The organism is Psychrobacillus mangrovi (genome assembly GCF_037104765.1).
In the GTDB taxonomy this organism is placed as follows: Bacteria; Bacillota; Bacilli; order Bacillales_A; family Planococcaceae; genus Psychrobacillus; species Psychrobacillus mangrovi.
The window spans coordinates 432,102-454,533 of the sequence record NZ_JBAWSY010000001.1 but is presented as its reverse complement, the minus strand read 5'-3'; the positions used below and the strand labels follow the sequence as shown (position 1 = coordinate 454,533).

26 protein-coding genes are annotated in these 22,432 nt (G+C 34.0%); 18 read left to right on the top strand and 8 right to left on the bottom strand.

Annotated features, from left to right (window positions below; all coding sequences use genetic code 11):
* The first annotated feature begins 66 nt into the window (after nt 1-66).
* The 4 genes from WAX74_RS02295 (at nt 67) to glnA (ending at nt 3,582) form a co-directional block, all read left to right on the top strand.
* Nucleotides 67-366 carry a rhodanese-like domain-containing protein gene (locus tag WAX74_RS02295; protein ID WP_336496033.1) on the top strand — a complete coding sequence of 100 codons (300 nt, stop codon included), beginning with the start codon at nt 67-69 and terminating at the stop codon, nt 364-366.
* 79 nt (nt 367-445) lie between these two features.
* Nucleotides 446-1,693, top strand: coding sequence for a methionine gamma-lyase family protein (locus WAX74_RS02290; RefSeq protein WP_336496032.1), 1,248 nt, complete (start codon nt 446-448; stop codon nt 1,691-1,693).
* 131 nt (nt 1,694-1,824) lie between these two features.
* Nucleotides 1,825-2,208, top strand: a complete 384-nt coding sequence (locus tag WAX74_RS02285; protein WP_336496031.1) for a MerR family transcriptional regulator — start codon at nt 1,825-1,827, stop codon at nt 2,206-2,208.
* 39 nt (nt 2,209-2,247) lie between these two features.
* Nucleotides 2,248-3,582 carry a type I glutamate--ammonia ligase gene (glnA, locus tag WAX74_RS02280; RefSeq protein ID WP_336496030.1) on the top strand — a complete coding sequence of 445 codons (1,335 nt, stop codon included), beginning with the start codon at nt 2,248-2,250 and terminating at the stop codon, nt 3,580-3,582.
* Nucleotides 3,583-3,683: 101 nt separating this feature from the next.
* Here the strand turns inward: glnA and WAX74_RS02275 are convergent, their stop codons facing one another.
* The gene (locus WAX74_RS02275; protein WP_336496029.1) at nt 3,684-3,833 is read right to left on the bottom strand and encodes a hypothetical protein; all 150 of its coding nucleotides are present in this window, start codon (nt 3,831-3,833) and stop codon (nt 3,684-3,686) included.
* Nucleotides 3,834-4,138: 305 nt separating this feature from the next.
* On the opposite strand from WAX74_RS02275, the gene WAX74_RS02270 reads away from it, so the two are divergent.
* Both WAX74_RS02270 and WAX74_RS02265 read left to right on the top strand, forming a co-directional pair.
* On the top strand, nt 4,139-5,011 hold the full coding sequence (locus tag WAX74_RS02270; protein WP_336496028.1) for a YitT family protein: 873 nt from the start codon (nt 4,139-4,141) through the stop codon (nt 5,009-5,011).
* An 80-nt stretch (nt 5,012-5,091) separates the two neighbouring features.
* Nucleotides 5,092-6,452 (top strand): IS3 family transposase gene (locus WAX74_RS02265; protein ID WP_336496027.1). Its coding sequence is split into 2 segments (ribosomal slippage): nt 5,092-5,548 and nt 5,548-6,452, totalling 1,362 coding nucleotides; the frame shifts between segments, so codons are not numbered across the junction.
* A gap of 293 nt (nt 6,453-6,745) precedes the next feature.
* On the opposite strand, the gene WAX74_RS02260 is transcribed toward WAX74_RS02265, so the two are convergent.
* Complete coding sequence (locus WAX74_RS02260; protein WP_336496026.1) at nt 6,746-6,907, bottom strand: YjcZ family sporulation protein; 162 nt, start codon at nt 6,905-6,907, stop codon at nt 6,746-6,748.
* Nucleotides 6,908-7,268: 361 nt separating this feature from the next.
* Nucleotides 7,269-7,916, bottom strand: coding sequence for a cupin domain-containing protein (locus WAX74_RS02255; RefSeq protein WP_413788902.1), 648 nt, complete (start codon nt 7,914-7,916; stop codon nt 7,269-7,271).
* Between the two features lie 206 nt (nt 7,917-8,122).
* Between WAX74_RS02255 and WAX74_RS02250 the strand changes: the two genes are divergently transcribed.
* The 4 genes from WAX74_RS02250 to WAX74_RS02235 all read left to right on the top strand — a co-directional run bounded on the left by WAX74_RS02250 (nt 8,123) and on the right by WAX74_RS02235 (nt 10,998).
* Nucleotides 8,123-8,509 carry a VOC family protein gene (locus WAX74_RS02250; protein ID WP_336496025.1) on the top strand — a complete coding sequence of 129 codons (387 nt, stop codon included), beginning with the start codon at nt 8,123-8,125 and terminating at the stop codon, nt 8,507-8,509.
* A gap of 212 nt (nt 8,510-8,721) precedes the next feature.
* A complete protein-coding gene (locus WAX74_RS02245; RefSeq protein WP_336496024.1) occupies nt 8,722-9,378 on the top strand; it encodes an alpha/beta hydrolase in 657 nt (218 codons plus the stop codon).
* A 285-nt stretch (nt 9,379-9,663) separates the two neighbouring features.
* Nucleotides 9,664-10,494, top strand: a complete 831-nt coding sequence (locus WAX74_RS02240; protein WP_336496023.1) for an STAS domain-containing protein — start codon at nt 9,664-9,666, stop codon at nt 10,492-10,494.
* 207 nt (nt 10,495-10,701) lie between these two features.
* The gene (locus WAX74_RS02235) at nt 10,702-10,998 is read left to right on the top strand and encodes a hypothetical protein (RefSeq protein ID WP_336496022.1); all 297 of its coding nucleotides are present in this window, start codon (nt 10,702-10,704) and stop codon (nt 10,996-10,998) included.
* 22 nt (nt 10,999-11,020) lie between these two features.
* Here WAX74_RS02235 and WAX74_RS02230 read toward each other — a convergent pair whose 3' ends face one another.
* The 3 genes from WAX74_RS02230 to lexA form a co-directional block, all read right to left on the bottom strand.
* Nucleotides 11,021-11,182 (bottom strand): hypothetical protein, encoded by a 162-nt coding sequence (locus WAX74_RS02230; protein WP_336496021.1) that lies wholly within the window; start codon nt 11,180-11,182, stop codon nt 11,021-11,023.
* Nucleotides 11,183-11,295: 113 nt separating this feature from the next.
* Nucleotides 11,296-11,487, bottom strand: coding sequence for a hypothetical protein (locus tag WAX74_RS02225; protein WP_336496020.1), 192 nt, complete (start codon nt 11,485-11,487; stop codon nt 11,296-11,298).
* Nucleotides 11,488-12,451: 964 nt separating this feature from the next.
* The gene (lexA, locus tag WAX74_RS02220; protein WP_336496019.1) at nt 12,452-13,072 is read right to left on the bottom strand and encodes a transcriptional repressor LexA; all 621 of its coding nucleotides are present in this window, start codon (nt 13,070-13,072) and stop codon (nt 12,452-12,454) included.
* Between the two features lie 168 nt (nt 13,073-13,240).
* On the opposite strand from lexA, the gene yneA reads away from it, so the two are divergent.
* From yneA to WAX74_RS02195, 5 genes are all read left to right on the top strand, one after another.
* Complete coding sequence (gene yneA / locus WAX74_RS02215) at nt 13,241-13,558, top strand: cell division suppressor protein YneA (RefSeq protein WP_336496018.1); 318 nt, start codon at nt 13,241-13,243, stop codon at nt 13,556-13,558.
* Nucleotides 13,555-14,202 carry a YneB family resolvase-like protein gene (locus tag WAX74_RS02210; RefSeq protein ID WP_336496017.1) on the top strand — a complete coding sequence of 216 codons (648 nt, stop codon included), beginning with the start codon at nt 13,555-13,557 and terminating at the stop codon, nt 14,200-14,202. The genes yneA and WAX74_RS02210 overlap by 4 nt, the downstream gene beginning before the upstream one ends.
* Before the next feature lie 65 nt (nt 14,203-14,267).
* On the top strand, nt 14,268-14,501 hold the full coding sequence (locus WAX74_RS02205) for a DUF896 domain-containing protein (RefSeq protein WP_336496016.1): 234 nt from the start codon (nt 14,268-14,270) through the stop codon (nt 14,499-14,501).
* Between the two features lie 85 nt (nt 14,502-14,586).
* Nucleotides 14,587-16,587 carry a transketolase gene (tkt, locus tag WAX74_RS02200; protein ID WP_336496015.1) on the top strand — a complete coding sequence of 667 codons (2,001 nt, stop codon included), beginning with the start codon at nt 14,587-14,589 and terminating at the stop codon, nt 16,585-16,587.
* 219 nt (nt 16,588-16,806) lie between these two features.
* The gene (locus tag WAX74_RS02195; protein WP_336496014.1) at nt 16,807-17,028 is read left to right on the top strand and encodes a YneF family protein; all 222 of its coding nucleotides are present in this window, start codon (nt 16,807-16,809) and stop codon (nt 17,026-17,028) included.
* A gap of 21 nt (nt 17,029-17,049) precedes the next feature.
* Here the strand turns inward: WAX74_RS02195 and WAX74_RS02190 are convergent, their stop codons facing one another.
* Both WAX74_RS02190 and WAX74_RS02185 read right to left on the bottom strand, forming a co-directional pair.
* Nucleotides 17,050-17,979 (bottom strand): alpha/beta hydrolase, encoded by a 930-nt coding sequence (locus WAX74_RS02190; RefSeq protein WP_336496013.1) that lies wholly within the window; start codon nt 17,977-17,979, stop codon nt 17,050-17,052.
* Between the two features lie 11 nt (nt 17,980-17,990).
* Nucleotides 17,991-18,887, bottom strand: coding sequence for a hydroxymethylglutaryl-CoA lyase (locus WAX74_RS02185; RefSeq protein ID WP_336496012.1), 897 nt, complete (start codon nt 18,885-18,887; stop codon nt 17,991-17,993).
* A gap of 84 nt (nt 18,888-18,971) precedes the next feature.
* Between WAX74_RS02185 and WAX74_RS02180 the strand changes: the two genes are divergently transcribed.
* From WAX74_RS02180 to WAX74_RS02170, 3 genes are all read left to right on the top strand, one after another.
* Entirely contained in the window at nt 18,972-20,153 is a 1,182-nt protein-coding gene (locus WAX74_RS02180) for an acetyl-CoA C-acetyltransferase (protein ID WP_336496011.1), read from the top strand.
* A gap of 18 nt (nt 20,154-20,171) precedes the next feature.
* On the top strand, nt 20,172-20,423 hold the full coding sequence (locus WAX74_RS02175; RefSeq protein ID WP_336496010.1) for a YqkE family protein: 252 nt from the start codon (nt 20,172-20,174) through the stop codon (nt 20,421-20,423).
* Between the two features lie 301 nt (nt 20,424-20,724).
* A complete protein-coding gene (locus WAX74_RS02170; protein WP_336496009.1) occupies nt 20,725-22,425 on the top strand; it encodes a polysaccharide deacetylase family protein in 1,701 nt (566 codons plus the stop codon).
* The last annotated feature ends 7 nt before the right edge of the window (nt 22,426-22,432 follow it).

Genomic DNA, 22,432 nt, shown 5'->3' with positions numbered 1-22,432 from the left:
TAAATTGACTTTTAGAAATACTCCTATTATTATTTGGAGGAATCTATACAGAAAGTGGCGATTGAAATGAATTTTATTACAACAGAAGAGCTTCTACAAAAAATAGATGCTGGTGAAAATTTAAACATAATTGATGTCCGTGAAAATGAAGAGGTTGCAAATGGAATAATTCCTGGTGCAAAACATATTCCATTAGGACAAATAGAAACTAGTTTAGATCAAATCGACAAAAACGTTCCGCAATATATTGTTTGTAAAGCTGGCGGTCGCAGCGCGATGGCTTGTGAGATGTTAGAAGAGAATGGTTTTTCAGTAACAAATATCGTTGGTGGTATGCAAGAGTGGGAAGGCGAATTACAGTTCTAATGAAGAGGACTAATTTCATTTTATGAGATTAGTCTTTTCTATTGGTGTTTTTCAAGAAAAATTAGGAGAGAATAACAACATGAACTTTAGTACAACTTTGTCAGAAGAAATATTAATTAAAGCGGAAAAAGCAGAAGAAAAAATAGCTTCCTTTCAAAAAGATGTTGAAAAAATAGCCTTTTTTAATCAACAAAAAGTGATTGGTGCATTCAAAGCTCATCATGTAAGTGATCACCATTTCAATCCTTCCACTGGTTATGGATACGATGATGAAGGACGCGATACATTAGAAAAGGTATATGCTACGACGTTTGGAGCAGAGTCAGCACTTGTTCGTCCCCAAATCATTTCAGGGACACATGCAATTTCAATAAGTTTGTTTGGTGTATTGCGTCCAGGGGACGAACTGTTATACATAACAGGAAAGCCATACGATACGCTTCAATCTATTGTTAGCGGCCAAGGAGAAGATACTGGATCCCTTGCTGATTTTGGTATCTCTTATCAACATGTAGATCTGTTAGATACTGGAGAGGTAGATTGGAACAGTGTTGAAAAATTAGTGAATGAAACTACGAAAGTAATCGCAATCCAACGTTCGAAGGGCTATGCTGTTCGTCCTTCTTTTACAATTAGTCAAATCAAAGAAATGGTTCAAAAAATAAGAGCACTCAAAAAAGACAGTATTATCTTCGTTGATAATTGCTACGGAGAATTCGTGGAAGAATTAGAACCGACTAATATCGGTGTAGATTTAATGGCGGGTTCACTCATAAAAAATCCTGGTGGGGGTATAGCTAAAACGGGAGGATATATAGCTGGTAAAAGTGATTTAGTAAAAAAATGTGCTTATCGAATGACTTCACCTGGTATAGGAGCAGAAGCAGGTGCTTCTTTAAATACATTATTAGATATGTACCAAGGGTTTTTCCTAGCTCCACATATTGTCTCACAAGCTGTAAAAGGTGCTATTTTTACTTCAGCAGTTTTAGAAGAGGTTGGCATGACAACTGAACCGCACTTTTCTGAAAAGAGAACAGATTTGATTCAATCCGTTTCATTCCAAACAGCGGAACAAATGATTCAATTCTGTAAGGCAATTCAATTACATTCCCCTGTAAATGCTCAATTTGCGCCTGAGCCTGCTTATATGCCCGGTTATGAAGATGATGTTATCATGGCGGCGGGAACATTTATTCAAGGGTCTAGTATGGAGCTAACAGCAGACGGACCAATCCGCCCACCTTTTACAGCCTTTATACAAGGTGGTTTAACTTATGAGCATGTGAAATATGCGATATTAGGAGCAGTACAGACGTTAAAATAGATGAGAAGCCACTCTCAATGAATAGAGAGTGGCTATTTTTAAAAAAACGTGTGTAAGTTTTTCTAACATATAGTTGACATGTTAGCTAACATCACATATACTATTTTTATAACCTACTAGGAGGTGCAGCGATGGAAAAGGAATGGAGACGTTCTATGCCACTGCTATCCATGAATATAGTCATGCAGTTAACTGGATTAACCGCAAGACAAATTAGATATTATGAAGAGCAGGAATTAGTTCAACCTGCACGGACAGAAGGTAAGCAGCGAATGTTTTCTTTAGATGATATTGATGTATTATTAGAAATTAAAGATTTGCTCAAAACAGGAGTGAATATTGCTGGTATTAAGCAAATTTTTGAAATGAAAAAGAATCCAGCTGCTTCGAAAGAAGTACGACAAGTAATTTCAGACAAGGAATTACGCGCAATTGTAAAGGAAGAGATGCATCTTGCTCAAAGGCAACAACGTGCATCTTTAAGACAAGGGGACCTATCTCGTTTCTATCGATAGAACGAGGTTCATATATATTAATTTTAGGAGAGTGAAAAAATGAGCAAGTATACAAAAGAGGATATCAAAAAGTTCGTTCAAGAACACGAGGTGAATTTTATTCGTCTTCAGTTTACAGACATACTAGGTACGATTAAAAACGTTGAAATTCCAGTGAGTCAGCTCGATAAAGCTCTCGATAATAAAATGATGTTTGACGGATCTTCTATTGAAGGATTTGTTCGAATTGAAGAATCTGATATGTATTTAGTTCCAGATTTAAATACATGGGTAGTATTCCCTTGGATCACTGGGAAAGGGAAAGTTGCTCGTCTAATCTGTGATGTTAATAAAGCGGATGGTACACCATTTGCTGGGGATCCGCGTAGTAACTTAAAACGCGTCTTGAAAGAAATGGAAGAGTTAGGATTCACAAGCTTCAACTTAGGGCCAGAGCCAGAATTCTTCTTATTTAAACTAGATGCGCAAGGTGAGCCAACTCTTGAGCTTAATGACCATGGTGGTTATTTTGACTTGGCACCAGTTGACCTTGGCGAAAACTGCCGTCGTGATATCGTGTTAGAACTTGAAGAAATGGGCTTTGAAATTGAAGCATCTCACCATGAAGTAGCTCCAGGCCAACATGAAATCGATTTTAAATATGCTGATGCAGTTACAGCTTGTGACAATATCCAAACATTTAAATTAGTAGTTAAAACGATTGCTCGTAAACATGGTTTGCATGCGACATTCATGCCAAAACCACTTTTCGGTGTAAACGGTTCTGGAATGCACTTTAACGTTTCGTTATTTAAAGGAAAAGAAAATGCATTCTTCGATGAGTCAACAGATTTGAAAATGAGTGAAACGTCCATGCAATTTATGGCAGGCGTATTAAAACATGTTCAAAGCTTTACTGCTATTACGAATCCAACTGTAAACTCATATAAACGTCTAGTACCTGGATACGAAGCACCATGTTACGTAGCATGGTCTGGTCAAAATCGTAGCCCATTGGTTCGAATTCCATCTTCTAGAGGATTAAGCACTCGTATCGAAGTTCGTTCAGTAGACCCTGCAGCAAATCCATATTTAGCAATGGCAGTAATTCTTCAAGCTGGTTTAGATGGTATCAAAAACAAGATGACACCACCACCAGCAGTAGATCGTAATATTTATGTCATGTCAGAAGAAGAGCGCATAGAAAATGGTATTCACAACTTACCACCTACTCTACACGCTGCTATTCAAGAGCTTGGTAAAAACGAAATAATCCGCGGAGCACTTGGAGAACATATTTACGCTAACTTCGTAGAAGCGAAGGAAATCGAGTGGGATATGTTTAGAACAACTGTTCATCCATGGGAACGTGAGCAATATTTGAAAATGTATTAATAGTAAAGCGTTGGAGCTCTAAGCTACCAACGCTTTTTCTTTTGAACTAAAAAGTAGTTCGTGGTAAATTTCTAAAAAACTACCACATCTATACAACGAAATTATTCAATATCTTTCATGTTCTCATCAAATTTCTCGATTGATCTTGCTGTTATATTCTTCGAAACATGGGCATGCCATGTGGAATGGATGGCAATGAAACTTGTTTGTGCTTCGTTGATACATGCAAACAATGAGAATAAATTTTTCAAAAAATCCTTCCTACTATTAAAAAAAGCGAACTTCTTTTATGATACAATTTTTATATTGTTTACATCATAACAAATTTATTAATAAATTATAAAAATTACCAGTATTAGAAATTGTAAAGTATCCTTTCTCAGTAATGATATAGAGCCTTCTGTAAGGGTCAATCAAGTATTATTAATACTTATGGTTTTGCTAAAAAGTAATATACTTATATAATTAAAAATAGGTTGAAAATGGATTTATAAAAAGAACATAAATCTTTGGAATATGTATCAATCAAATAATAGATTAAACGGGGAAATTAAAAATGAGAACAAACAAGAAGCAAAAGTCCAAATTAGGTAAAATGGCATTGAAAGCATTATTGGTTATTATTGGGGGCTTTATAGCTGCATATGGCTTAGAAGCAGTATTAATTCCAAATAATGTATCGGATGGTGGGGTAACGGGACTAAGCATCGTTGGATCTCAATTATTTGGAATACCCTTAGGAATTCTAATTGCAATATTGAATATTCCATTCATTTTTTTAGGATATAAACAAATAGGTAAAAGTTTTGCAATATATTCAGTGATCGGAATTGCTTCACTAGCAGTCAGTACTAGCCTGATGCACCATGTACAAACGATTATTCATGGGGATACATTGTTAGTAACGGTTGTTGGAGGTATTATTATTGGTTTTGGAATGGGATTAGCATTACGTAATGGTGGGGCATTAGATGGTATAGATATGTTGGCAGTACTACTATCTCGAAAATTACCTTTTGGTACAAGTGATCTAATACTCTTCTTAAACACGTTTGTCTTTATTGTTGTTTCAACAGTTTTCGGTCTTCAAGGGGCTATCTTATCGGCAATAGCTTATTTTATTGCTTCAAAAGTGATTCATATCGTAGAAGTAGGTTTGAGTGGTTCAAAAACTTTTAAAATCATCACAAATCATCCTGAATTAATGGTAGAGACTATTCGTGACCGCTTAGGTCGAGGAGCTACGTTTAATATAGTGCATGGTGGATATTCAAATGAACAATTCAAAGAAATAACATGTGTGATTAACCGTCTAGAAGAAAGTAAAATGAAAGAAATCATTAGTGATATTGATGTGAATGCTTTTGTCACAGTTTATGAAGTGGCAGAGGTTAGGGGCGGTAACTTTAAAAAGAATGATATTCATTGAATAAATAAAAAAGCTATACTTCAATTGAACTGCCCCGTAAATGTTAGACACAAAATCTAACATTTACGGGGGTTTTTTTAATGTCTAAATTTACAGCAGAAGAAAGAATTAAGATTGTTTTACGATTTTTAAATGGTCATGAATCTATCTCACAGATTGCTCAAGAGGTACAGGTAAATAAAAGTATTGTGAGCGGATGGATTCGCCTTTATGAACAACAAGGAATCGAAGCTTTCTTAAAAAACTATACAAGCTATTCACTGCAGTTTAAAATGGATGTACTTAATTATATGAACGAAACGGGCACATCCTCTTATGACGCGGCAGCTATTTTCAACATATCCTCTCCGGGGATGATTAGGAATTGGAGAAATAAGTTTGAGCGAGGAGGAATTAATGCCCTAGAACAAAAGAAAAAGGGGCGTCCCACAATGAAAAAAGAAAAAGAACCAAATACCAAAGCAAAATCTCCAGTTGAAGAGTCTATGGAAGCTCTACGAGCTGAGAATGAGCGTTTACGTATGGAGAATGCCTACCTAAAAAAGTTGAATGCTTTAGTTCACGAACAGGAAAAATTACAAACAAGATCAAAGCGCAAGTAATTTTTGAACTAAATTCTGAGTTTGATGTAGTGGAACTGGTTAAAGTCGCTGACATTCCACGTAGCACGTACTATTACTGGGAGAAAAGATTACAACGTGAAGATAAATACGCGACGACAAAAACAGCGATTGAAGTGATCTATCATGAACATAAAGGGCGCTATGGCTATCGTCGCATCGCTAAAGAATTAGTAAAAAAGAACATTTGTCATGATCCGAAGACGATCAACAGATTGATGAATGAAATGGGCTTAAAATGTATGGTTCGAATGAAAAAGTATCGTTCCTATCGAGGAAAAGTAGGTAGAATCGCATCTAATTTACTGAATCGTGATTTCCAGGCAGACAAAATGAATGAAAAATGGGTGACGGATGTAACGGAATTTCATCTCTTCGGGGAGAAACGTTACCTATCACCAGTTTTGGACTTGTGCAATGGTGAAATTATTGCTTATAAGGTAATGAACCGTCCAGTCTATCAACTTGTGGGTGATATGTTAGAGGAGGCAATCCGACGATTAAATCCAAGAGATGAAGTGATTCTGCATTCAGATCAAGGGTGGCACTATCAAATGAAGAAGTATCATAAGACTTTAGAACGCCACCATATAAAACAAAGTATGTCCCGCAAGGGTAATTGTTTAGATAATGCAGTCATAGAGAACTTCTTTGGCTTGTTAAAGTCGGAGCTTCTTTATCTACAGGAGTTCGAGAATATAGAGCATTTTGAACGAGAACTGCATGAATATATCGAGTATTATAATCACAAAAGAATGAAGGCAAAATTAAAAGACCTAAGTCCGGTAGAATACCGAACTCAGATCTTAGAAGTTGCCTAACTTTTTTGTCTAACTTTATTGGGTCAGATCAGATTTTGAAGTATAGCTTTTTTATTATACAAGATATAGAAAATTAGATGGAATAAAAGGATTTATGACTATTCAAATTATTATCAGAAAGAGAAATTAATAATTTAAAAAACATAATGGAATAAAAATTGAGGTTTGAATTTGTTAAAGATGCAATCGATTTGTATTTGGTAAACAAGCTCAAGTGAGAGTGGGGTGGTATAAATATTTATAAGACAGGTAAAAGACACCTGTCTCTGATGAAAAGTTAGTTATACGGATATTTAGCAATCGTCGCCACCATATCTACCATGGTTTACGAAACTTGCGCCAATGATAATCAATAGAATAAATAAAACAACAATTAAAGCGAATCCTGATCCGTATGGTCTATTATACTCAGGTCCATACCCGTACCCGTAACATGGATTACAATCATAACCCATTTTATACACCTCCCGTTTGTTAGATAGTTCATCCTATGTAATTCATTTTTCACCGACTGGTTCATTTGCTTAGTTATAAATACAAATTTTTCTGAACTAACAGGAGGATGGGTTGAGGCGCACCTCCTGTTATAAATAGCTTATTTCTATTATAAAAAAGTATTAGGCTATGTGACTATACACTTCTGCTAAGATTTGATAAAAGGCGAGGCATTGTATGCTAGAGGGAACCTAATTAATTATAAAAAACGCAATTGATAATAAATTTTTTTAAAGAACGTCCACATGGTCATTTTTTTATTTATCCAAGACTAAAGAAAGTCCCTTCGCATGAAGGTTTCATTAAAGCAATTTATATTTTCTAAGAAAAAGGAATTGGGCCACAAGGATAATTATAATGAAATGGATAAGGAGTAGGGTAAGGATAATATTGATACTCCTGAGTATTCTTATGTTGAGAGTGTTGTTTAGAAGATTTCTCTTTTGCTCTTTTACAGCCTTTAGGAGGTCCAATATAGGTGGAAGGTTGTACAGGGGCAATTGCCTCTTTCCATTGATTTTCATCCATACAATACGTATGCGCCATGATGTTAGATGGTGTAAATTTTAAGATATCAGAACCTAAAATTACCTCAGGAGTTGGAGCATCAAAAATAGCTAATAGATGTGTGTTATCGACAGTAGCAATTTCATAATGCCACCAACCTTGAGGAATGTTTGCTACCTGTCCAGGTGTTATTGGATAGTTTTGGATCTTTTTTGTATAAGGGTTCAATAAAGAAACAGTAGCTGCTCCAGAAATACAATAAACAAGTTCTGCTGCATTTTGATGGTAATGAGGCTCGACTACATTACTCTTGCTAAGAAAAATATCAAGTAAAGACACATTTTGTAATGTATTTAACTGCTTAATACCAAGTACATTAATAAAATTATTTTTATCTTTCTTGAAAAGTGGACTTTTATTTACATCAAAAGTGAACTGTTTATTTGACGAGGTGTAATCCATATTCGAACTAATACTAACATCCTTCCTTAAATGGTTGTGCTTCAAAAGCACATTTTGTTAGCATATGTATGTTTTTATATTTGGTTTGAGTTATACATTTTGGATTATTTGTCTTTCAAATAAAAATTATTTAGATCTATTAAAGGTATTTTATTTAATTTAAGAGAATATCTTATGAAATTTAATTATAGAATGAGGGATTAGGAATGACAAAAACATTTAGTAAGAGCAATGCTATTAATGGAAAGGTAGTTATATGGCATTTTGTTGAGGATTTGCTTAGTGCAGTAGAATGGTATTCAGACCTTTTAGGGATGAAACCGACAAGCAATATTGATGTCGCTTACTTCTTCTCTATAAATCAACTTACAAAACTTGCAATTAGTAATCGTTATAAAGCAAATGAGAAGAATGAGTTACCTAAAAGCTCTACATTGGATTTGCAAAGCGATGATATTTTTGAGACATACCGGATTTTTAAAGAAAAAGGTGTTCAGGTAGAAGAGATACAAAATCCCGTGTTTAATTACTATGAATTTTATTTGAGTGATTTAGAGAATAATATCATTAGAGTGCATGGTTTTGTAAAATAATAACGGTTAATTGTTACTTCTCTCAATTGTGAAGTGGCTAAATAAATGAACTTCAACTACCTGGCTATATGGATTTACTAGTTTAATAGTAAATAAATAATTAAGCAATATTCTAAATTTGCTGTTTAGATGAAGAATGTATTTTATGATACAAAACAGAATTCAGAAAGGGTAGGGTTTGTAGAAGTTACTATAAGAGGGAGGCTTTTGAGATGAAATTCATAAGTAAGAGTATTGAGGGATATAAAGGGATAAAAATTCCTTATAAACTCTACGGTAAAACTGAAGACTCGCAGGACTTATACATATTTCTACCAGGTTCAGGTTACACGGTAAATAGCCCAGTTTTTCATTATACAAGTGGAATTCTTTTTAATAATAATAAAGATATTTTAGAAATCAATTATTCTTATAAAGCAGATCTTTATCATGAATTTAGCAAAGAAGAGATTATCAAAGCAGTTAAAATAGATTCAAGATTAGTTATAGATACGGTATTAGAAACTAACACTTACAAAAATTTTTATTTTATAGGGAAATCCTTAGGAACAATAGCTATGAGCTCAGAATTACGAAGAGAAAAGTTTAAGGAATCTAAAGTAATATGGTTAACTCCTTTATTAAATTTAGACGAAGTTATAGATACTATAGTTAATAGTGGAAACAAAGGGTTTTGCATAATAGGGGATGAGGATGAAATTTATTCTGAGGAGTTATTTGGTAGATTGAAACAAAATACAAATTTAATGTCGAAATTAATTCCTAGTGCAAATCATAGTCTTGACCATAATAGTGACAGTATAATTTCAATAGATATTTTAAAAGATATTATTACTGACATAGATACTTTTTTATCCGAAGATTATTAGAAGCTTGCGAAGTTTTGTGCTTTAGCTGGAGGTAGGAATTACTTTTAAGCTGCCTTGGTGATTTCTAGAACATCATAATACTTAGCACGGGATGATTTATCGATTCCGATATATGTTGAACTGAATGGAGAAAGCAATCTGAGATTTTCGAAGAAACTCATATAGTGTTTGTGAGCTATTAAACAAGGAAAGTATGTGAAAATCATTATTTTTTTAAAATATATCAAAATCAATGGTATTTGTTATACTTGAGTATATAGCAATAATAAAGTAGGAGGATCACGAATGATTCGCAATAAATTACTATATGACTTTCTAAGCGAAAGAACTTGGTTAATAACTGAACGTTGGTACGCAACACTTAATAAAGATCAAATAGGAATTTATAGTACTTTAGAACAAGAAGAAATAGATAAGCTAAAACATCAAAATCATAGATTCCAAGAAAAATTTGTTCATTTGTTTAATGAGCCAAATGAAACATTTTTAGAAATTTTTGATGATTTTGTGGAATCAATAGTAGCAGATGAAGGTCATCAGAAAACACCGTTAACTGAGATAGTAGGGGAATTCTTTCGTCAACAATATTTATACTTAGAATTAATAGAAGAATTCGTCGAAATGTATCCAGAAGAACTTACTATTAAACAAATATTTGCGTGTCACAGTGCAATAATTGAAACCATTAACGGAGTCATACTTAAGTTTAGTAATGAATTCATAAAACAGACAGAAATTCGATTAATTGCTCATCAAGAAATGATAATAGAATTAAGTGCACCCATTATTGAGTTAATAAATAAGACAGCAGTTTTGCCGTTAGTAGGTGAGATTGATACGAACAGAGCAAAGGTGATGCTAGAACAAGTATTAAAGCAATGTGCGGATTTCCAAATTCGTCATTTGTATATTGATTTATCCGGTGTTCCTGTTGTGGATACAATGGTTGCACAGCAATTATTTCATATGATTGATGCATTAAAGTTGATTGGAGTAACATCTAGTCTTTCAGGGGTGCGTCCAAGTATAGCTCAAACAACTGTACAACTAGGCATAGACTTTTCAAATATAGATACTCATTCTACGATAGAACAAGCTATGAGAAAACATAAATAATTTAGCATAAGAGCTCTGATTTTGGGGCTCTTTTTTATTATATAAAAAAATAAAGAAGTTATTTCGCCTATTAATATTGAATTGTCTAAACCGATATTTAAATAGTATAAATAGAGGAAGTTAGAGGTGTTAAATGGATATAAAAGATTTAATAAAAAAAATAAATGAAAGTATGATACGCTGGATTTGATTTCAGCTAGAAGTTATATGGAAAATAATATAGAATTGATTAGTGAAAATAGACATCTTTTACGGAGTAATGCTAGATTATTGTTTGAAATACTAAAAAACAATACACAATCTGTTATAAACTCTTTAAGCCGTAAAGAGATGAATGTAATCTATTCCATAAATTCTTATGCAACAAAGTTTGATATAAGAGGATTGAAATTATCTGTTAAAAATAACCCAGAACTGCTAGTAAGAAAAGATATTGAGTATTACTTAAATGAAGATGCCAAAACTTTATTGACTGGCCTGAGTGTTCTTAATAACTCTAAATAATATTATAAATTTTTTTGAGTAATTACTGATGTATATTATAGGATTCTTGTTCTTGTAGTTGTAAAATAGCCAAAGCCTCATTTAATAGATTGATATCTTCTAGAATTTGTTCTTTAATAGAAGGATTTTCACAATTTCTATAGTCCTCTAATAAATAATTTAGTTCATTCTTGATGAATATCATAGGTCATTTCTCCTTTAAAACTTCTTTAATACTTTAATTATGAACTAATTTTAGGGAAAAAGAAATAGTGATTATTAATAATAGGTGCCCTACGTAATGTAGGGCGCATAGTACTATGGTTTTAATCGCTGTTCTTCAATCCACCAATCAATATGTTCAAGATTAAAAACAATCATAGTGGAAAGAGGTTTTTGATGTGGTATCTCTTTTTTTATTATTAAATCGTCAATTTTTGATTCAGACAATGGAAAATTTACTGAATCAAGATACTCTACTAAGCTTTTAATACCATAGACTCTATTCAATTATTCACCTCCCACCAAGCTTCTTTACTTAAAAAACAAGAAATCTTAGAGTTAGGTATTAAGTGAAATATGAGTTATATAAAAAATACCCTATTTTCTTAATTTTATTCCTTTTATTTTTTTTTATTATCATTTGGAAAAACTTTCGGTTTATTCTCTTTAGTTTTGAGGTATATAAATACAGAGAAACATATGTGATCTCCCTTCAATTTTCTCATAAAAGATTGTCAGATATAGTCTCACTCTTATTAGAGTGAGACTATTTTTTATGTCTAAATTTAGGGAATATAAAAAGTACTTTAAAAGGCTATTCAATTTTATTGCAATTCTTATTAAAGAATGATGCTTAGAGTGCTGAACTTAATAAATATAAAGGAGGGAAATAATGTTTATTAGACCTTGTGAAGGAATATTACTTCGCGATTTAGTCCTTCTCGAAGTCAAATAGTCAGAGCTTTTTAGTAGGGAAAGTAACTAGTGTGAGGAGCATGGATGGTAACTGAAATACAATAACGATTGCTCATGTATTAAATAATACGAGACATTATATACTTAATAGATTAGGTAAAAAAATAGAAGAACTTGAGAGGAGAATAGATTTACTAGATAAAAGTAATAATGTTTAACAAGATCATTCTCTAGCTAAGTAGTTTAGTTTTGTGGAGTACCCTTGTAAATAGAGTAGTATTTAACAGAAAATATTCGTTGGTTTTCCCATTTTACGAATTATTTCTCCTTTAGGTTTAACCTTTTCTTGAATAAATCTATAGACAAACACATATTAATAGAATTAGATTCCAAACTTATACTCTTGGTAATAAAATAATAACAAAAACCCCTCGACCAAAAGGTCAAGGAGTTTTTTCGATGATCTAAACAAAAATGTCCACTTTTTGTTTAGATATGATATCGGCTCTACGTAATCATACGGATTATAACTCTATCTGTCAAGTCAACCATGAATCTATTGAATATGTCGATAAACACCTACAACTTTACCAAGAATAGTTACTGAGTTAACGATGATTGGATCCATTGAAGAGTTTTCGGGTTGTAATCGAAAATAGGATTTTTCCTTAAAAAATCGTTTTACAGTTGCTTCATCTTCTTCTGTCATTGCAACTACAATTTCACCGTTATTAGCGTATTGTTGCTGTTTAACTACAACATAATCTCCATTTAATATACCCGCTTCAATCATACTGTCACCCATAATTTCTAACATAAACAAGTGATCATCAGAAGTACCAAATGTTTCAGGAAGGGGGAAGAATTCTTCCACATTTTCAATAGCTGTAATTGGAAGTCCAGCAGTAACTTTACCAACTAAAGGTACATGAACAACACCCTGTTTTTCTATAGTTGAACTTGTACTATCTAGAATCTCGATGGCACGAGGTTTAGTAGGATCTCTTCTTATTAATCCTTTGCTTTCTAATCTTGCTAAATGACCATGTACAGTAGAGCTAGATGCTAGTCCCACCGCTTCACCTATTTCACGTACAGAAGGTGGATATCCTTTTTTTCGCACTTCATCTTTTATAAATGCTAATATATCTTCTTGTCGTTTAGATGCTTTCTTCAATACATTCACCTCTTTTTATTTTATAAGAGTTTTTTTCTTATTTATAGTATATCAGCCTATAATATGAAATGCAAACATAGGTTCTAAAAGATGTTGACAAAAACATGCGTTCGCATTATTATAAGAACATACATACCGAACAAACATTCTGTAAAAGGGGTTATACTCATGAAATTATTAGCAAAAAATTATTTTCTTACTTTATTCTTTGGATTAAGCCTAACTTTCATTTTATCAATTGTTATAATAAACTCTCAAGTAGCTGAAGAAGAATATAAAATAACAGTAGAACCAGGTGATTCATTGTGGGCACTTGCTGATAAATTTAAAACAGAAAAATCAAGAGATGCATGGATTAATGAAGTAATGAAAATAAACAATTTATATACTGCACATATAAAAGCTGGTGATGTTTTAATAATTCCGAGCGAAAAGGAGCAGTTTAATTTTGAGAATTCAACAGAGTTAGCAGGGGATAGTCAATGAAAGCAGTTATATATTGTAGAGTAAGTACAGAAAAAGAAACACAAGAATCGTCTCTAGTAAGACAAGAAGAAGAGCTAACCAACTTTGCAGGTGCCCAAGGGTACGAGATTGCAAAAATATTTAAAGATCAGCATAGTGGTTACGACATAGAAAGAGATGGATTGCTTGATTTATTATCCTATATTAAAGAAGAAGCAATAAAAGCTGTTTTCGTTCAAGACGAAACACGGATTGGTCGTGGTAATGGAAGGATGGCAGTTTTACATCTTCTTCAAAAAACAAATACCTCAGTTTTTACTCTTCAAGATAAAGGTGTATTAAATTTAAACGAAATGGACTCTATGCTTTTAGAAATTTTGGCTTTAGTCGAAGAATATCAACGGAAATTGCATAACGCTAAAATTAAGCGCGGAATGAAGCGGGCAGTGTCTCAAGGTTTCCGGCCCGAAAAGAATTTAAAAATGCGAGGAAATCAAGAAGGTAGGGAAAGAATTGAAGTTCCCGTTGATGAAATAGTAAGATTACGTAATGCTGGCTTAACTTTCGAGGAAATTGCTGCCACGTTAAAAGGTTTGGGTTTTGAGATAAGTAAAGCCACTGTACATAGACGTTATATTGAATTTACTAAAACACACGGAGGTTAAAGGCTTGCACTCTGTGTGTTTTTTCCTTACCTTTATATAAGAATAAAATATAAAGGGTGAGTGTTATGCTTAGTAAAGAAAAACTTGCAAGAATTAGCGAATTATCGAGAAAATCGAAGTCTTCTGGATTATCTTTAGAGGAAGCTAAAGAACAAAGTTCATTAAGAAAAGAATATTTAGAGACATTTCGTGCAACAATGAGAGATACTATTGAAAGTGTGAAAATTGTGGATCCTGCAGGTAATGATGTGACACCAGTAAAAGTGCAACAAGCTAAAAAAGGGAAATTTCTGAATTAATCAATCAATAAGAAACCATTGATAATGCCGAGATTGTTGTCTAAACTATAGATATAGAAAAAATTAGCTCGAGAGGATGTCAAATATGTCACTTCAATCAGATTTACTTGCAATTAATACCATACGTACTTTATCAATTGATGCAATAGATAAAGCAAATTCTGGTCATCCAGGTTTACCAATGGGAGCTGCACCAATGGCTTACACACTTTGGACAAAGCATTTACGACATAACCCAAATAATCCTAATTGGTTCAATCGTGATCGTTTTGTTTTATCTGCAGGTCATGGTTCTATGCTTCTATATAGTTTACTTCATCTTGGTGGATATGATCTTCCTATGGAAGAGATTAAAAACTTTAGACAGTGGAATTCTAAAACTCCAGGACATCCAGAGTTTGGTCACACGGCAGGAGTAGAAGCTACAACAGGTCCTCTTGGACAAGGCATTGGAATGGCTGTTGGAATGGCAATGGCAGAAGCTCATTTAGCTGGGACTTATAATCGCCCAAGTCATGAAGTTGTTGATCATTACACCTTTGCTCTTTGTGGAGATGGAGATTTAATGGAAGGCGTAGCAGCGGAAGCAATTTCACTTGCCGGTCATTTGCAATTAAGTAAATTAATTGTTCTATACGATAGTAACGATATTTCTTTAGATGGAGATTTGAATAAATCATTCTCAGAAAAAGTAGAAAAACGATTCGAATCATACGGCTGGAATTATATTCTGGTGAAAGATGGAAATGATATTGAAGAAATTTCTTCAGCGATTGAAAAAGCAAAGGCTCAAAATGATAAGCCTACTATTATTGAAGTTAAAACAGTAATAGGATTTGGTTCACCGAATAGAGCGGGTAAATCTGATGCTCATGGTATGCCACTAGGAAAAGACGAGACATTATTGGCGAAAGCTTCTTATAAATGGTCTTTTGAGGCAGACTTTCATGTGCCTGAAGAAGTATATGAAACATTTAAAGAAGCTTCTAACCGTTTAGGTGTGGAACAAGAAGAAGCTTGGATTGAAAAGTTAAATGCTTATTCAAATGAATTTCCTGAGCTTGCAGTTACATTAAAGCGTGCTATTAAAGGTGAATTACCGGAAAACTATGATGAAGCTATGAAGGTGTACGAAGAAGGGACATCTCATGCAACTCGTTCAGCATCAGGTGATGCAATTAATGCAATAGCTCAAAATCTACCATCATTCTTTGGTGGAAGCGCAGACTTAGCAGGTTCGAATAAAACTACTATTAAGAATGCAGGAGATTTTTCTTCGTTAAATTACGAAGGTAAGAACATTTGGTTTGGTGTTCGTGAATTTGCAATGGGTGCTGCTTTAAATGGTATGGCGTTACATGGTGGGTTACATGTATTTGGTGGTACATTCTTTGTGTTCAGTGATTATGTAAGACCTGCGATTAGATTATCTGCTCTAATGGGACTTCCAGTAACATATGTGTTCACACACGACAGTATTGCTGTGGGGGAAGATGGTCCGACGCATGAGCCAGTTGAACATTTAGCTTCTTTAAGAGCAATGCCAGGATTATCTGTCATTCGTCCAGCAGATGCAAATGAAACGAAAGAAGCATGGAAGCTTGCGGTATCTTCTAAAAACAAACCAACAATTCTTGTTCTTTCAAGACAAAACCTACCAACACTTAAAGGTTCTGTGGAGAAAGCAAATGAGGGTGTTTCAAGAGGTGCTTATGTAATTTCTCCAAATGACCAAGCAGAAGCAATTTTACTTGCTACTGGGTCAGAAGTTAGCCTTGCTGTAGAAGCACAAGAAGCTCTTGCAAAATTGGGTATTCAAGTTTCAGTTGTATCTATGCCATCTTGGGACTTATTCGAACAACAGGATAGTGAATATAAAAAATCTGTACTACCTTCACATTTAACTAAACGCCTTGCTATTGAAATGGGAGCATCCCTTGGCTGGCATCGATATGTTGGATTTGAAGGAGATGTTATTGCAATTGATAAATTTGGTGCGAGCGCACCGGGTGAAATCGTAATGAAAGAATATGGTTTCTCGGTAGAAAACGTTGTTGCCAAAATGAAGAACTTGCTTGAAAAGTAAGAGGTACTTTAAAGCGATTCGAATACTTGCATTGTAAAGTATTCGAATTGCTTTTTATCTTGGAAGAGCTAACTTATTTCCTACTTCATTCTCACAAATAGAGATTTTGTTTCCTATGTATTTCTTTTTTTGAATTTTTATAGTCTGGATAAAGAATCTATAGTATAATTTTCTGTGGTGTCTTGTACACGTAGACAAGAACGTAAAGGAGGAGAAAGTATGCAAGATTGGATTTGGATTATTATTGTAATCGTTGCCTTAATCGCTGGAGCTGCAATCGGCTTTTATGCTGCACGTCAATATATGATGAAATATTTAAAAGAAAATCCACCTATCAATGAACAAATGCTTCGTATGATGATGGCACAAATGGGTCGTAAGCCTTCTGAGAAACAAGTGAAACAAATGATGAATCAAATGAATAAAATGCAAAACAAATAAAAGCACTCCGTTGAGTGCTTTTTATTTGTTCAGTAAATTATTATGTTGTAAAAAATCCGCTACAATTTGTTCATATTCCTCACTATTTTCATTAAAAGATTTTGCATGAGCTCCCACATCAAACAACTTTAACGATTTTGGTCCTTTTTTCTTTTTAAACAATTCTTCTGTCATTCCCGGAAGAATAAAATCATCCTGTAAACTATGAATAAACAACACCGGTTTCTCTATGTGATCTACCACATCAATAGGAGAGACAAGATTTAAAGTATATCCATCTCGTATCTTCAAAAATAAGTTAGCAAAGCGTATTGCTAAACTGGAGCGAAGAGGGGTAGTTTGCCGCATTATATGAAGAACCTGCTCTTCAAAATTTGAAAATGAACAATCGGAAATATAAAAATCAGCATCATCTAATATGGATCCTGCATATAGTAGCATAGTCGCTGCCCCCATAGACTCTCCATGTATACCAATGATGGCATTTTCACCCACACGTTCTCTTACTGCTTCTACAATGGATTGTAAATCAATCTTTTCATAAAATCCAAAGCTGGTTGTTTTTCCTCCAGAGTCACCGTGTCTTCGATGATCATAAACAACACTGTTAAACCCTAATCGTTCAAACATACGTACAAAACGAAGGGAATTAATTTTGTTTTCTGTAACTCCATGACAAATGATAACGTAATTATTTGTTTGAAGAGGCCCCACGAAAATAGCTTTTAGCGAGTATCCATTAATCGATTCGATCCACCTTTCTGTTTTATTCACAGCACGAAACCAAGCTTCGTCTAATCGTTTAGATGTAATCTCCCTATTTAATATAAAGTCATCTTCTTTTTTCTTCATATACATTAATTTATTTGTGACAAAGTAACCAAAAACCGTGGTAGTTGCCGTTAGAATGCTTGTCAACAAACTCGTCCATAATATTACTCGTTTTTTCATTGCACCAACCCCTATTTGCTTTTAACTAGTTTATACATACCGGTCTCAATTGGTCTAGACACAAAAGGAGCAACTGAATCAACAGCTTCAATTAATAAATCAAGATTAATATCCGTTTCAATATCCATTTGATGTAGCATATTCACGACATCCTCAGTTGCTACATTACCTGTTGCACCAGGCGCAAATGGGCATCCGCCTAATCCACCAGCTGAACTATCATAACGATCAACTCCTGCTTGTAGTGCTGCAAAGATATTAGCTAAGCCCATTTTCCGTGTATCATGGAAATGAGCAGTGATAAGTGTTTCGGGGAATTCCCTTTTTAGTCGTTCAAATAGTACATAACTTTCTTTTGGATTAGCCATACCTATAGTGTCTGCAACACTTAATTCATTTACTCCCCAAGAAACAAATTGTCTACATAATTCGATAGTTTTATTTGGATCAATCAATCCTTCATAGGGACAATAAAAAGCAGTAGAGATGCATGCACGTACAAAATGATCCTCACTTACAAGAAGCTCCACGAGAGGTTTAAGTCCGATCATACTCTCTTCAGTTGTTTTGTTGATATTTTTTTTATTAAATGTATTTGATACCCCGACAAATACAGCGAAACTCTTTGCGCCTGCTTGTTTAGCGAGCTCTATTCCTTTTTCATTTGGTGTTAAAACAAATTGCCTTCCAACTTTAGGGGTACTATTTACTATGTCTTTTGCATCTTTCATTTGTGGAACCCATTTTGGTGATACAAATGAAGTTAGCTCCATTTCTTTAACCCCTGCTTTTTGAAGTTTCCCGATAAAATCTAATTTTACTTCAGTTGGTACTTCATTTTTCTCATTTTGTAGTCCATCTCTCGGTCCAACCTCGATAATTGTCACTTTTTTTGGTAAACTGAACATAATCATCCCTCCATCTATATTGTAAGGAATGGATGGTTAAACAAGCAAATATTATTTTAGGGGAATAAGAGGAGGAGTTTGACTGTGACAAATGAAGTGGTTATTGTAAGTGCAGTAAGAACTGCAATAGGATCTTTTCAAGGGGCGTTAAAAGATGTACCAGCAACAAAATTAGGGGCTATTGTTATTGAGAAAGCATTAGAAAAAGCTGGACTAGCAAAGGATGCTGTAGATGAAGTTATTATGGGGAATGTTCTACAAGCAGGCTTAGGACAAAATCCAGCTAGACAAGCGTCTATTCAAGCAGGATTACCAGTAGCTGTTTCAGCTTTAACAATAAATAAAGTATGTGGTTCAGGCCTTAAAGCAATCCATCTAGCTTCTCAAGCTATTATTGCAGGAGATGCTGACATCATTGTAGCAGGTGGAATGGAAAATATGAGCCAAGCTCCTTATTTATTAAAAAATGCTAGAGATGGTTTTCGTATGGGTGATCAAAAAGTGGTGGATAGCATGATCTCTGATGGTTTGTGGTGTGCTTTTAACGATTATCATATGGGAATAACAGCGGAAAATCTTTGTGACCAATTTAATATTACTAGAGAAGAGCAAGATTCATTTTCTGCTCGTTCTCAAGCTCGTGCAGCAAAAGCAATTGAAGAGGGGAAATTTGTGGAGGAGATTGTTCCAGTAGAAATTCCTCAGCGTAAAGGGGATCCAATTATATTTGATACGGATGAATATCCGAAAAAAGGGTCCACTCAAGAAAAATTAAGTTCATTACGACCTGCTTTTAAAAAGGATGGATCGGTAACAGCAGGAAATGCTTCTGGAATTAACGACGGTGCAGCAGCGGTAGTTGTTATGTCAAAAGCGAAAGCAGATGAATTGGGTATAAAACCATTAGCTACTATTGTTGCAAATGCATCTGCTGGGGTGGATCCAAGTGTTATGGGTATTGGACCAGTGGAAGCAGTGAAAAAAGTCTTGAAAAAATCAAACCTTTCACTGGCAGATATTGATTTAATTGAAGCAAATGAAGCCTTTGCTGCACAGTCAATTGCAGTAGATAGAGAGCTTTCATTTGATCATGATAAACTAAACGTAAATGGTGGTGCTATTGCTTTAGGACATCCAATCGGAGCAAGTGGAGCAAGAATTTTTGTTTCTTTACTTCATGAAATGGAGAAAAAGGACTCAAAAACTGGATTAGCGACACTTTGTATCGGTGGAGGACAGGGTGTAGCTACTATTATTAAGCGATAATAAAAGAAGGTGATTCATTTGGCAAAGAAAAAACAAAGACAACCAGTTAAACAGGTTGAAAAAAAGGATGAAGGAAATGGTCTTTTCGATCAACTTTCCTCTGACGTGCTTGCTAAACTAAAAGAAACAAAGAAACAATTAGTGGCAGCAGAACAAGAAAAAGAAGAAGAAAAACAAGCGCAACTTGCATTTGAGAAAAAGCAAAAAGAAAAGAATAAAAGTTTTGAAGAATTACTACAAGAATACGGAGATAGTGGTTCGAAGTTTTAGAAAAATGACCTATTCGCAACTGCGAATAGGTCATTTTTAAATTGTATTCATTTGATTTCTCCATATTATTAAATAACTTAGAAAATATTTATTTTAAATGTTAAAAAATATTGATTTTTCTGTTAATTTAATTTAAGATTTGATATAGACATGTAATATACATGTATTAGATCTGTATTTAATTTAAACATGAATTGTTCATAATGATTGTAAAAAGGTTGATTATATTTAAACACTATATTAAGAAAATTTAAATACATGTATCTTACATATATTTAAAGGTTTGAGAGGTGATGATAATATGAAAATGGCAAAACTAGGCATTCTTTTTGACGAATATGAAGCGGAATTAAAGTGGTCGACAGGTGAGAACCTTTTTGAAAATTATTTATTTGAAATTATTGATCGCTTTAGAATTCCATATGAAAAGGTTGGTATTTTAGAAGATTTTAATACATTTGATGTTTTAATAGTGTTGCAGTGTAGTGGAGGCGTTGAAGTCGCTAAAAAAATATTAGAATACGTGCATTCAGGTGGAACAATAATTTCTTATGCAGGATTGGAAAACGCAAGAGAGATATTAGGTTTTGCTAAGACAGAAGTCCTTGAAAAGGGATATGCAAATTTAGCATGCTTCTTCAATCAAAACGTACCATTGCGATTTCTCCATGCTGAACCTTGGGAAAGTGAAAATAATTCTTCAAAAGTAACTGACATTGGCTTCTTAAATGAAAAAATAGAAGGTAAGCGATTATCTGCTTTGCAACGGATCAATCACGGGAAGGGGGTATTAGATCGTTGGACAGTTGCTATTCCCAAGTCAATCGTTTATCTACAACAAGGTACACAACCTGTTAATAAGGATGGAATACCAGCTCCGGATGGTTCTGCAAACTTAGATGAAAATATTTTAAAGGCGGAAGATGGTTTTGAGTTAGATTGGGATAAAGACCGAACTTACACAGAAACCGGGATGCCATATTTCCCGTATCCGTATGCTGACCTGTGGAAAGAAGTAATTGTAGAACACCTTTTTAAATGTGTTATTGAAAAAGGTTTGACTCTTCCGTTTGTAGATTTCTGGCCAACTGATGTAAAGTATATCGCTACGATATCTCATGATAGTGACTTGAATGTGGATGAATCGGCACAAATTACATTGGATACATTAAAATCAGAAAATGTTCAAACTACTTGGTGTATGATTGCACCGGGATACGACTCCTTGATCTATGAACAAATTAAAAGTGATGGACATGAAATTGCTTTCCATTATAATGCCCTGGAACAGGAAAATGGAGTTTGGTCTGAGGAAGCATTTAAATCACAATTAGAGTGGATTAAAAATTCTACAAGTACAGAAGATATTATTTCAAATAAAAATCACTATACACGTTTTGAAGGTTGGGGAGAATTATATTCTTGGTGTGAAAAAAATGGTATACAAGTAGATCAAACAAGAGGACCAAGTAAGAAAGGTAATATTGGTTTCTTATTTGGTACCTGTCACCCTTATTTTCCAATAGCGTTAGCGGATGAAAAAAATCGTTTATACGATGTATTAGAGATTGGTTTCTTGACGCAAGATTTAAATCACAATACATTATCCGATTCTAGTGTTATTCAACCATTTTTAGATGGAGTAAAAAGTGTAAATGGAGTAGCTCATTTTCTTTTTCATCAGTTTCATATTTATAATCAGCCAAAAGTACGAGAAGCACTTCTTCAATTAATAACTTCTGCCAAGAGTCAGGGATTTACGTTTTGGACCAGTCGGCAAATCAATGACTGGGAAAGGGAACGTAGGAAGTTATCGATAACAGGCATTAGTGGATCAGGCCAAATTGAAATAACTGGTCTAGTTGGACGTAATGACTTTGTTTTACTTGTTCCTTTTGAAGAGGATAAAAACTTAGATATTAATCAGGGAGAGACGGTAACGAGATTTGGTTTCAAATGTAAACAGATCTTTAATTCATCTAATGTCCTTGAAGAAGCCTAATATGGGG

What these genes read in the sequence shown, in the direction of transcription:
- WAX74_RS02295 (WP_336496033.1), top strand. Translation starts at nt 67, where the DNA reads ATGAATTTTATTACAACAGAAGAGCTTCTACAAAAAATAGATGCTGGT.
- WAX74_RS02290 (WP_336496032.1), top strand. Translation starts at nt 446, where the DNA reads ATGAACTTTAGTACAACTTTGTCAGAAGAAATATTAATTAAAGCGGAA.
- WAX74_RS02285 (WP_336496031.1), top strand. Translation starts at nt 1,825, where the DNA reads ATGGAAAAGGAATGGAGACGTTCTATGCCACTGCTATCCATGAATATA.
- glnA (WP_336496030.1), top strand. Translation starts at nt 2,248, where the DNA reads ATGAGCAAGTATACAAAAGAGGATATCAAAAAGTTCGTTCAAGAACAC.
- WAX74_RS02270 (WP_336496028.1), top strand. Translation starts at nt 4,139, where the DNA reads ATGAGAACAAACAAGAAGCAAAAGTCCAAATTAGGTAAAATGGCATTG.
- WAX74_RS02260 (WP_336496026.1), bottom strand. Translation starts at nt 6,907, where the DNA reads ATGGGTTATGATTGTAATCCATGTTACGGGTACGGGTATGGACCTGAG.
- WAX74_RS02255 (WP_413788902.1), bottom strand. Translation starts at nt 7,916, where the DNA reads ATGGATTACACCTCGTCAAATAAACAGTTCACTTTTGATGTAAATAAA.
- WAX74_RS02250 (WP_336496025.1), top strand. Translation starts at nt 8,123, where the DNA reads ATGACAAAAACATTTAGTAAGAGCAATGCTATTAATGGAAAGGTAGTT.
- WAX74_RS02245 (WP_336496024.1), top strand. Translation starts at nt 8,722, where the DNA reads ATGAAATTCATAAGTAAGAGTATTGAGGGATATAAAGGGATAAAAATT.
- WAX74_RS02240 (WP_336496023.1), top strand. Translation starts at nt 9,664, where the DNA reads ATGATTCGCAATAAATTACTATATGACTTTCTAAGCGAAAGAACTTGG.
- WAX74_RS02235 (WP_336496022.1), top strand. Translation starts at nt 10,702, where the DNA reads ATGGAAAATAATATAGAATTGATTAGTGAAAATAGACATCTTTTACGG.
- WAX74_RS02230 (WP_336496021.1), bottom strand. Translation starts at nt 11,182, where the DNA reads ATGATATTCATCAAGAATGAACTAAATTATTTATTAGAGGACTATAGA.
- yneA (WP_336496018.1), top strand. Translation starts at nt 13,241, where the DNA reads ATGAAATTATTAGCAAAAAATTATTTTCTTACTTTATTCTTTGGATTA.
- WAX74_RS02210 (WP_336496017.1), top strand. Translation starts at nt 13,555, where the DNA reads ATGAAAGCAGTTATATATTGTAGAGTAAGTACAGAAAAAGAAACACAA.
- WAX74_RS02205 (WP_336496016.1), top strand. Translation starts at nt 14,268, where the DNA reads ATGCTTAGTAAAGAAAAACTTGCAAGAATTAGCGAATTATCGAGAAAA.
- tkt (WP_336496015.1), top strand. Translation starts at nt 14,587, where the DNA reads ATGTCACTTCAATCAGATTTACTTGCAATTAATACCATACGTACTTTA.
- WAX74_RS02195 (WP_336496014.1), top strand. Translation starts at nt 16,807, where the DNA reads ATGCAAGATTGGATTTGGATTATTATTGTAATCGTTGCCTTAATCGCT.
- WAX74_RS02190 (WP_336496013.1), bottom strand. Translation starts at nt 17,979, where the DNA reads ATGAAAAAACGAGTAATATTATGGACGAGTTTGTTGACAAGCATTCTA.
- WAX74_RS02185 (WP_336496012.1), bottom strand. Translation starts at nt 18,887, where the DNA reads ATGTTCAGTTTACCAAAAAAAGTGACAATTATCGAGGTTGGACCGAGA.
- WAX74_RS02170 (WP_336496009.1), top strand. Translation starts at nt 20,725, where the DNA reads ATGAAAATGGCAAAACTAGGCATTCTTTTTGACGAATATGAAGCGGAA.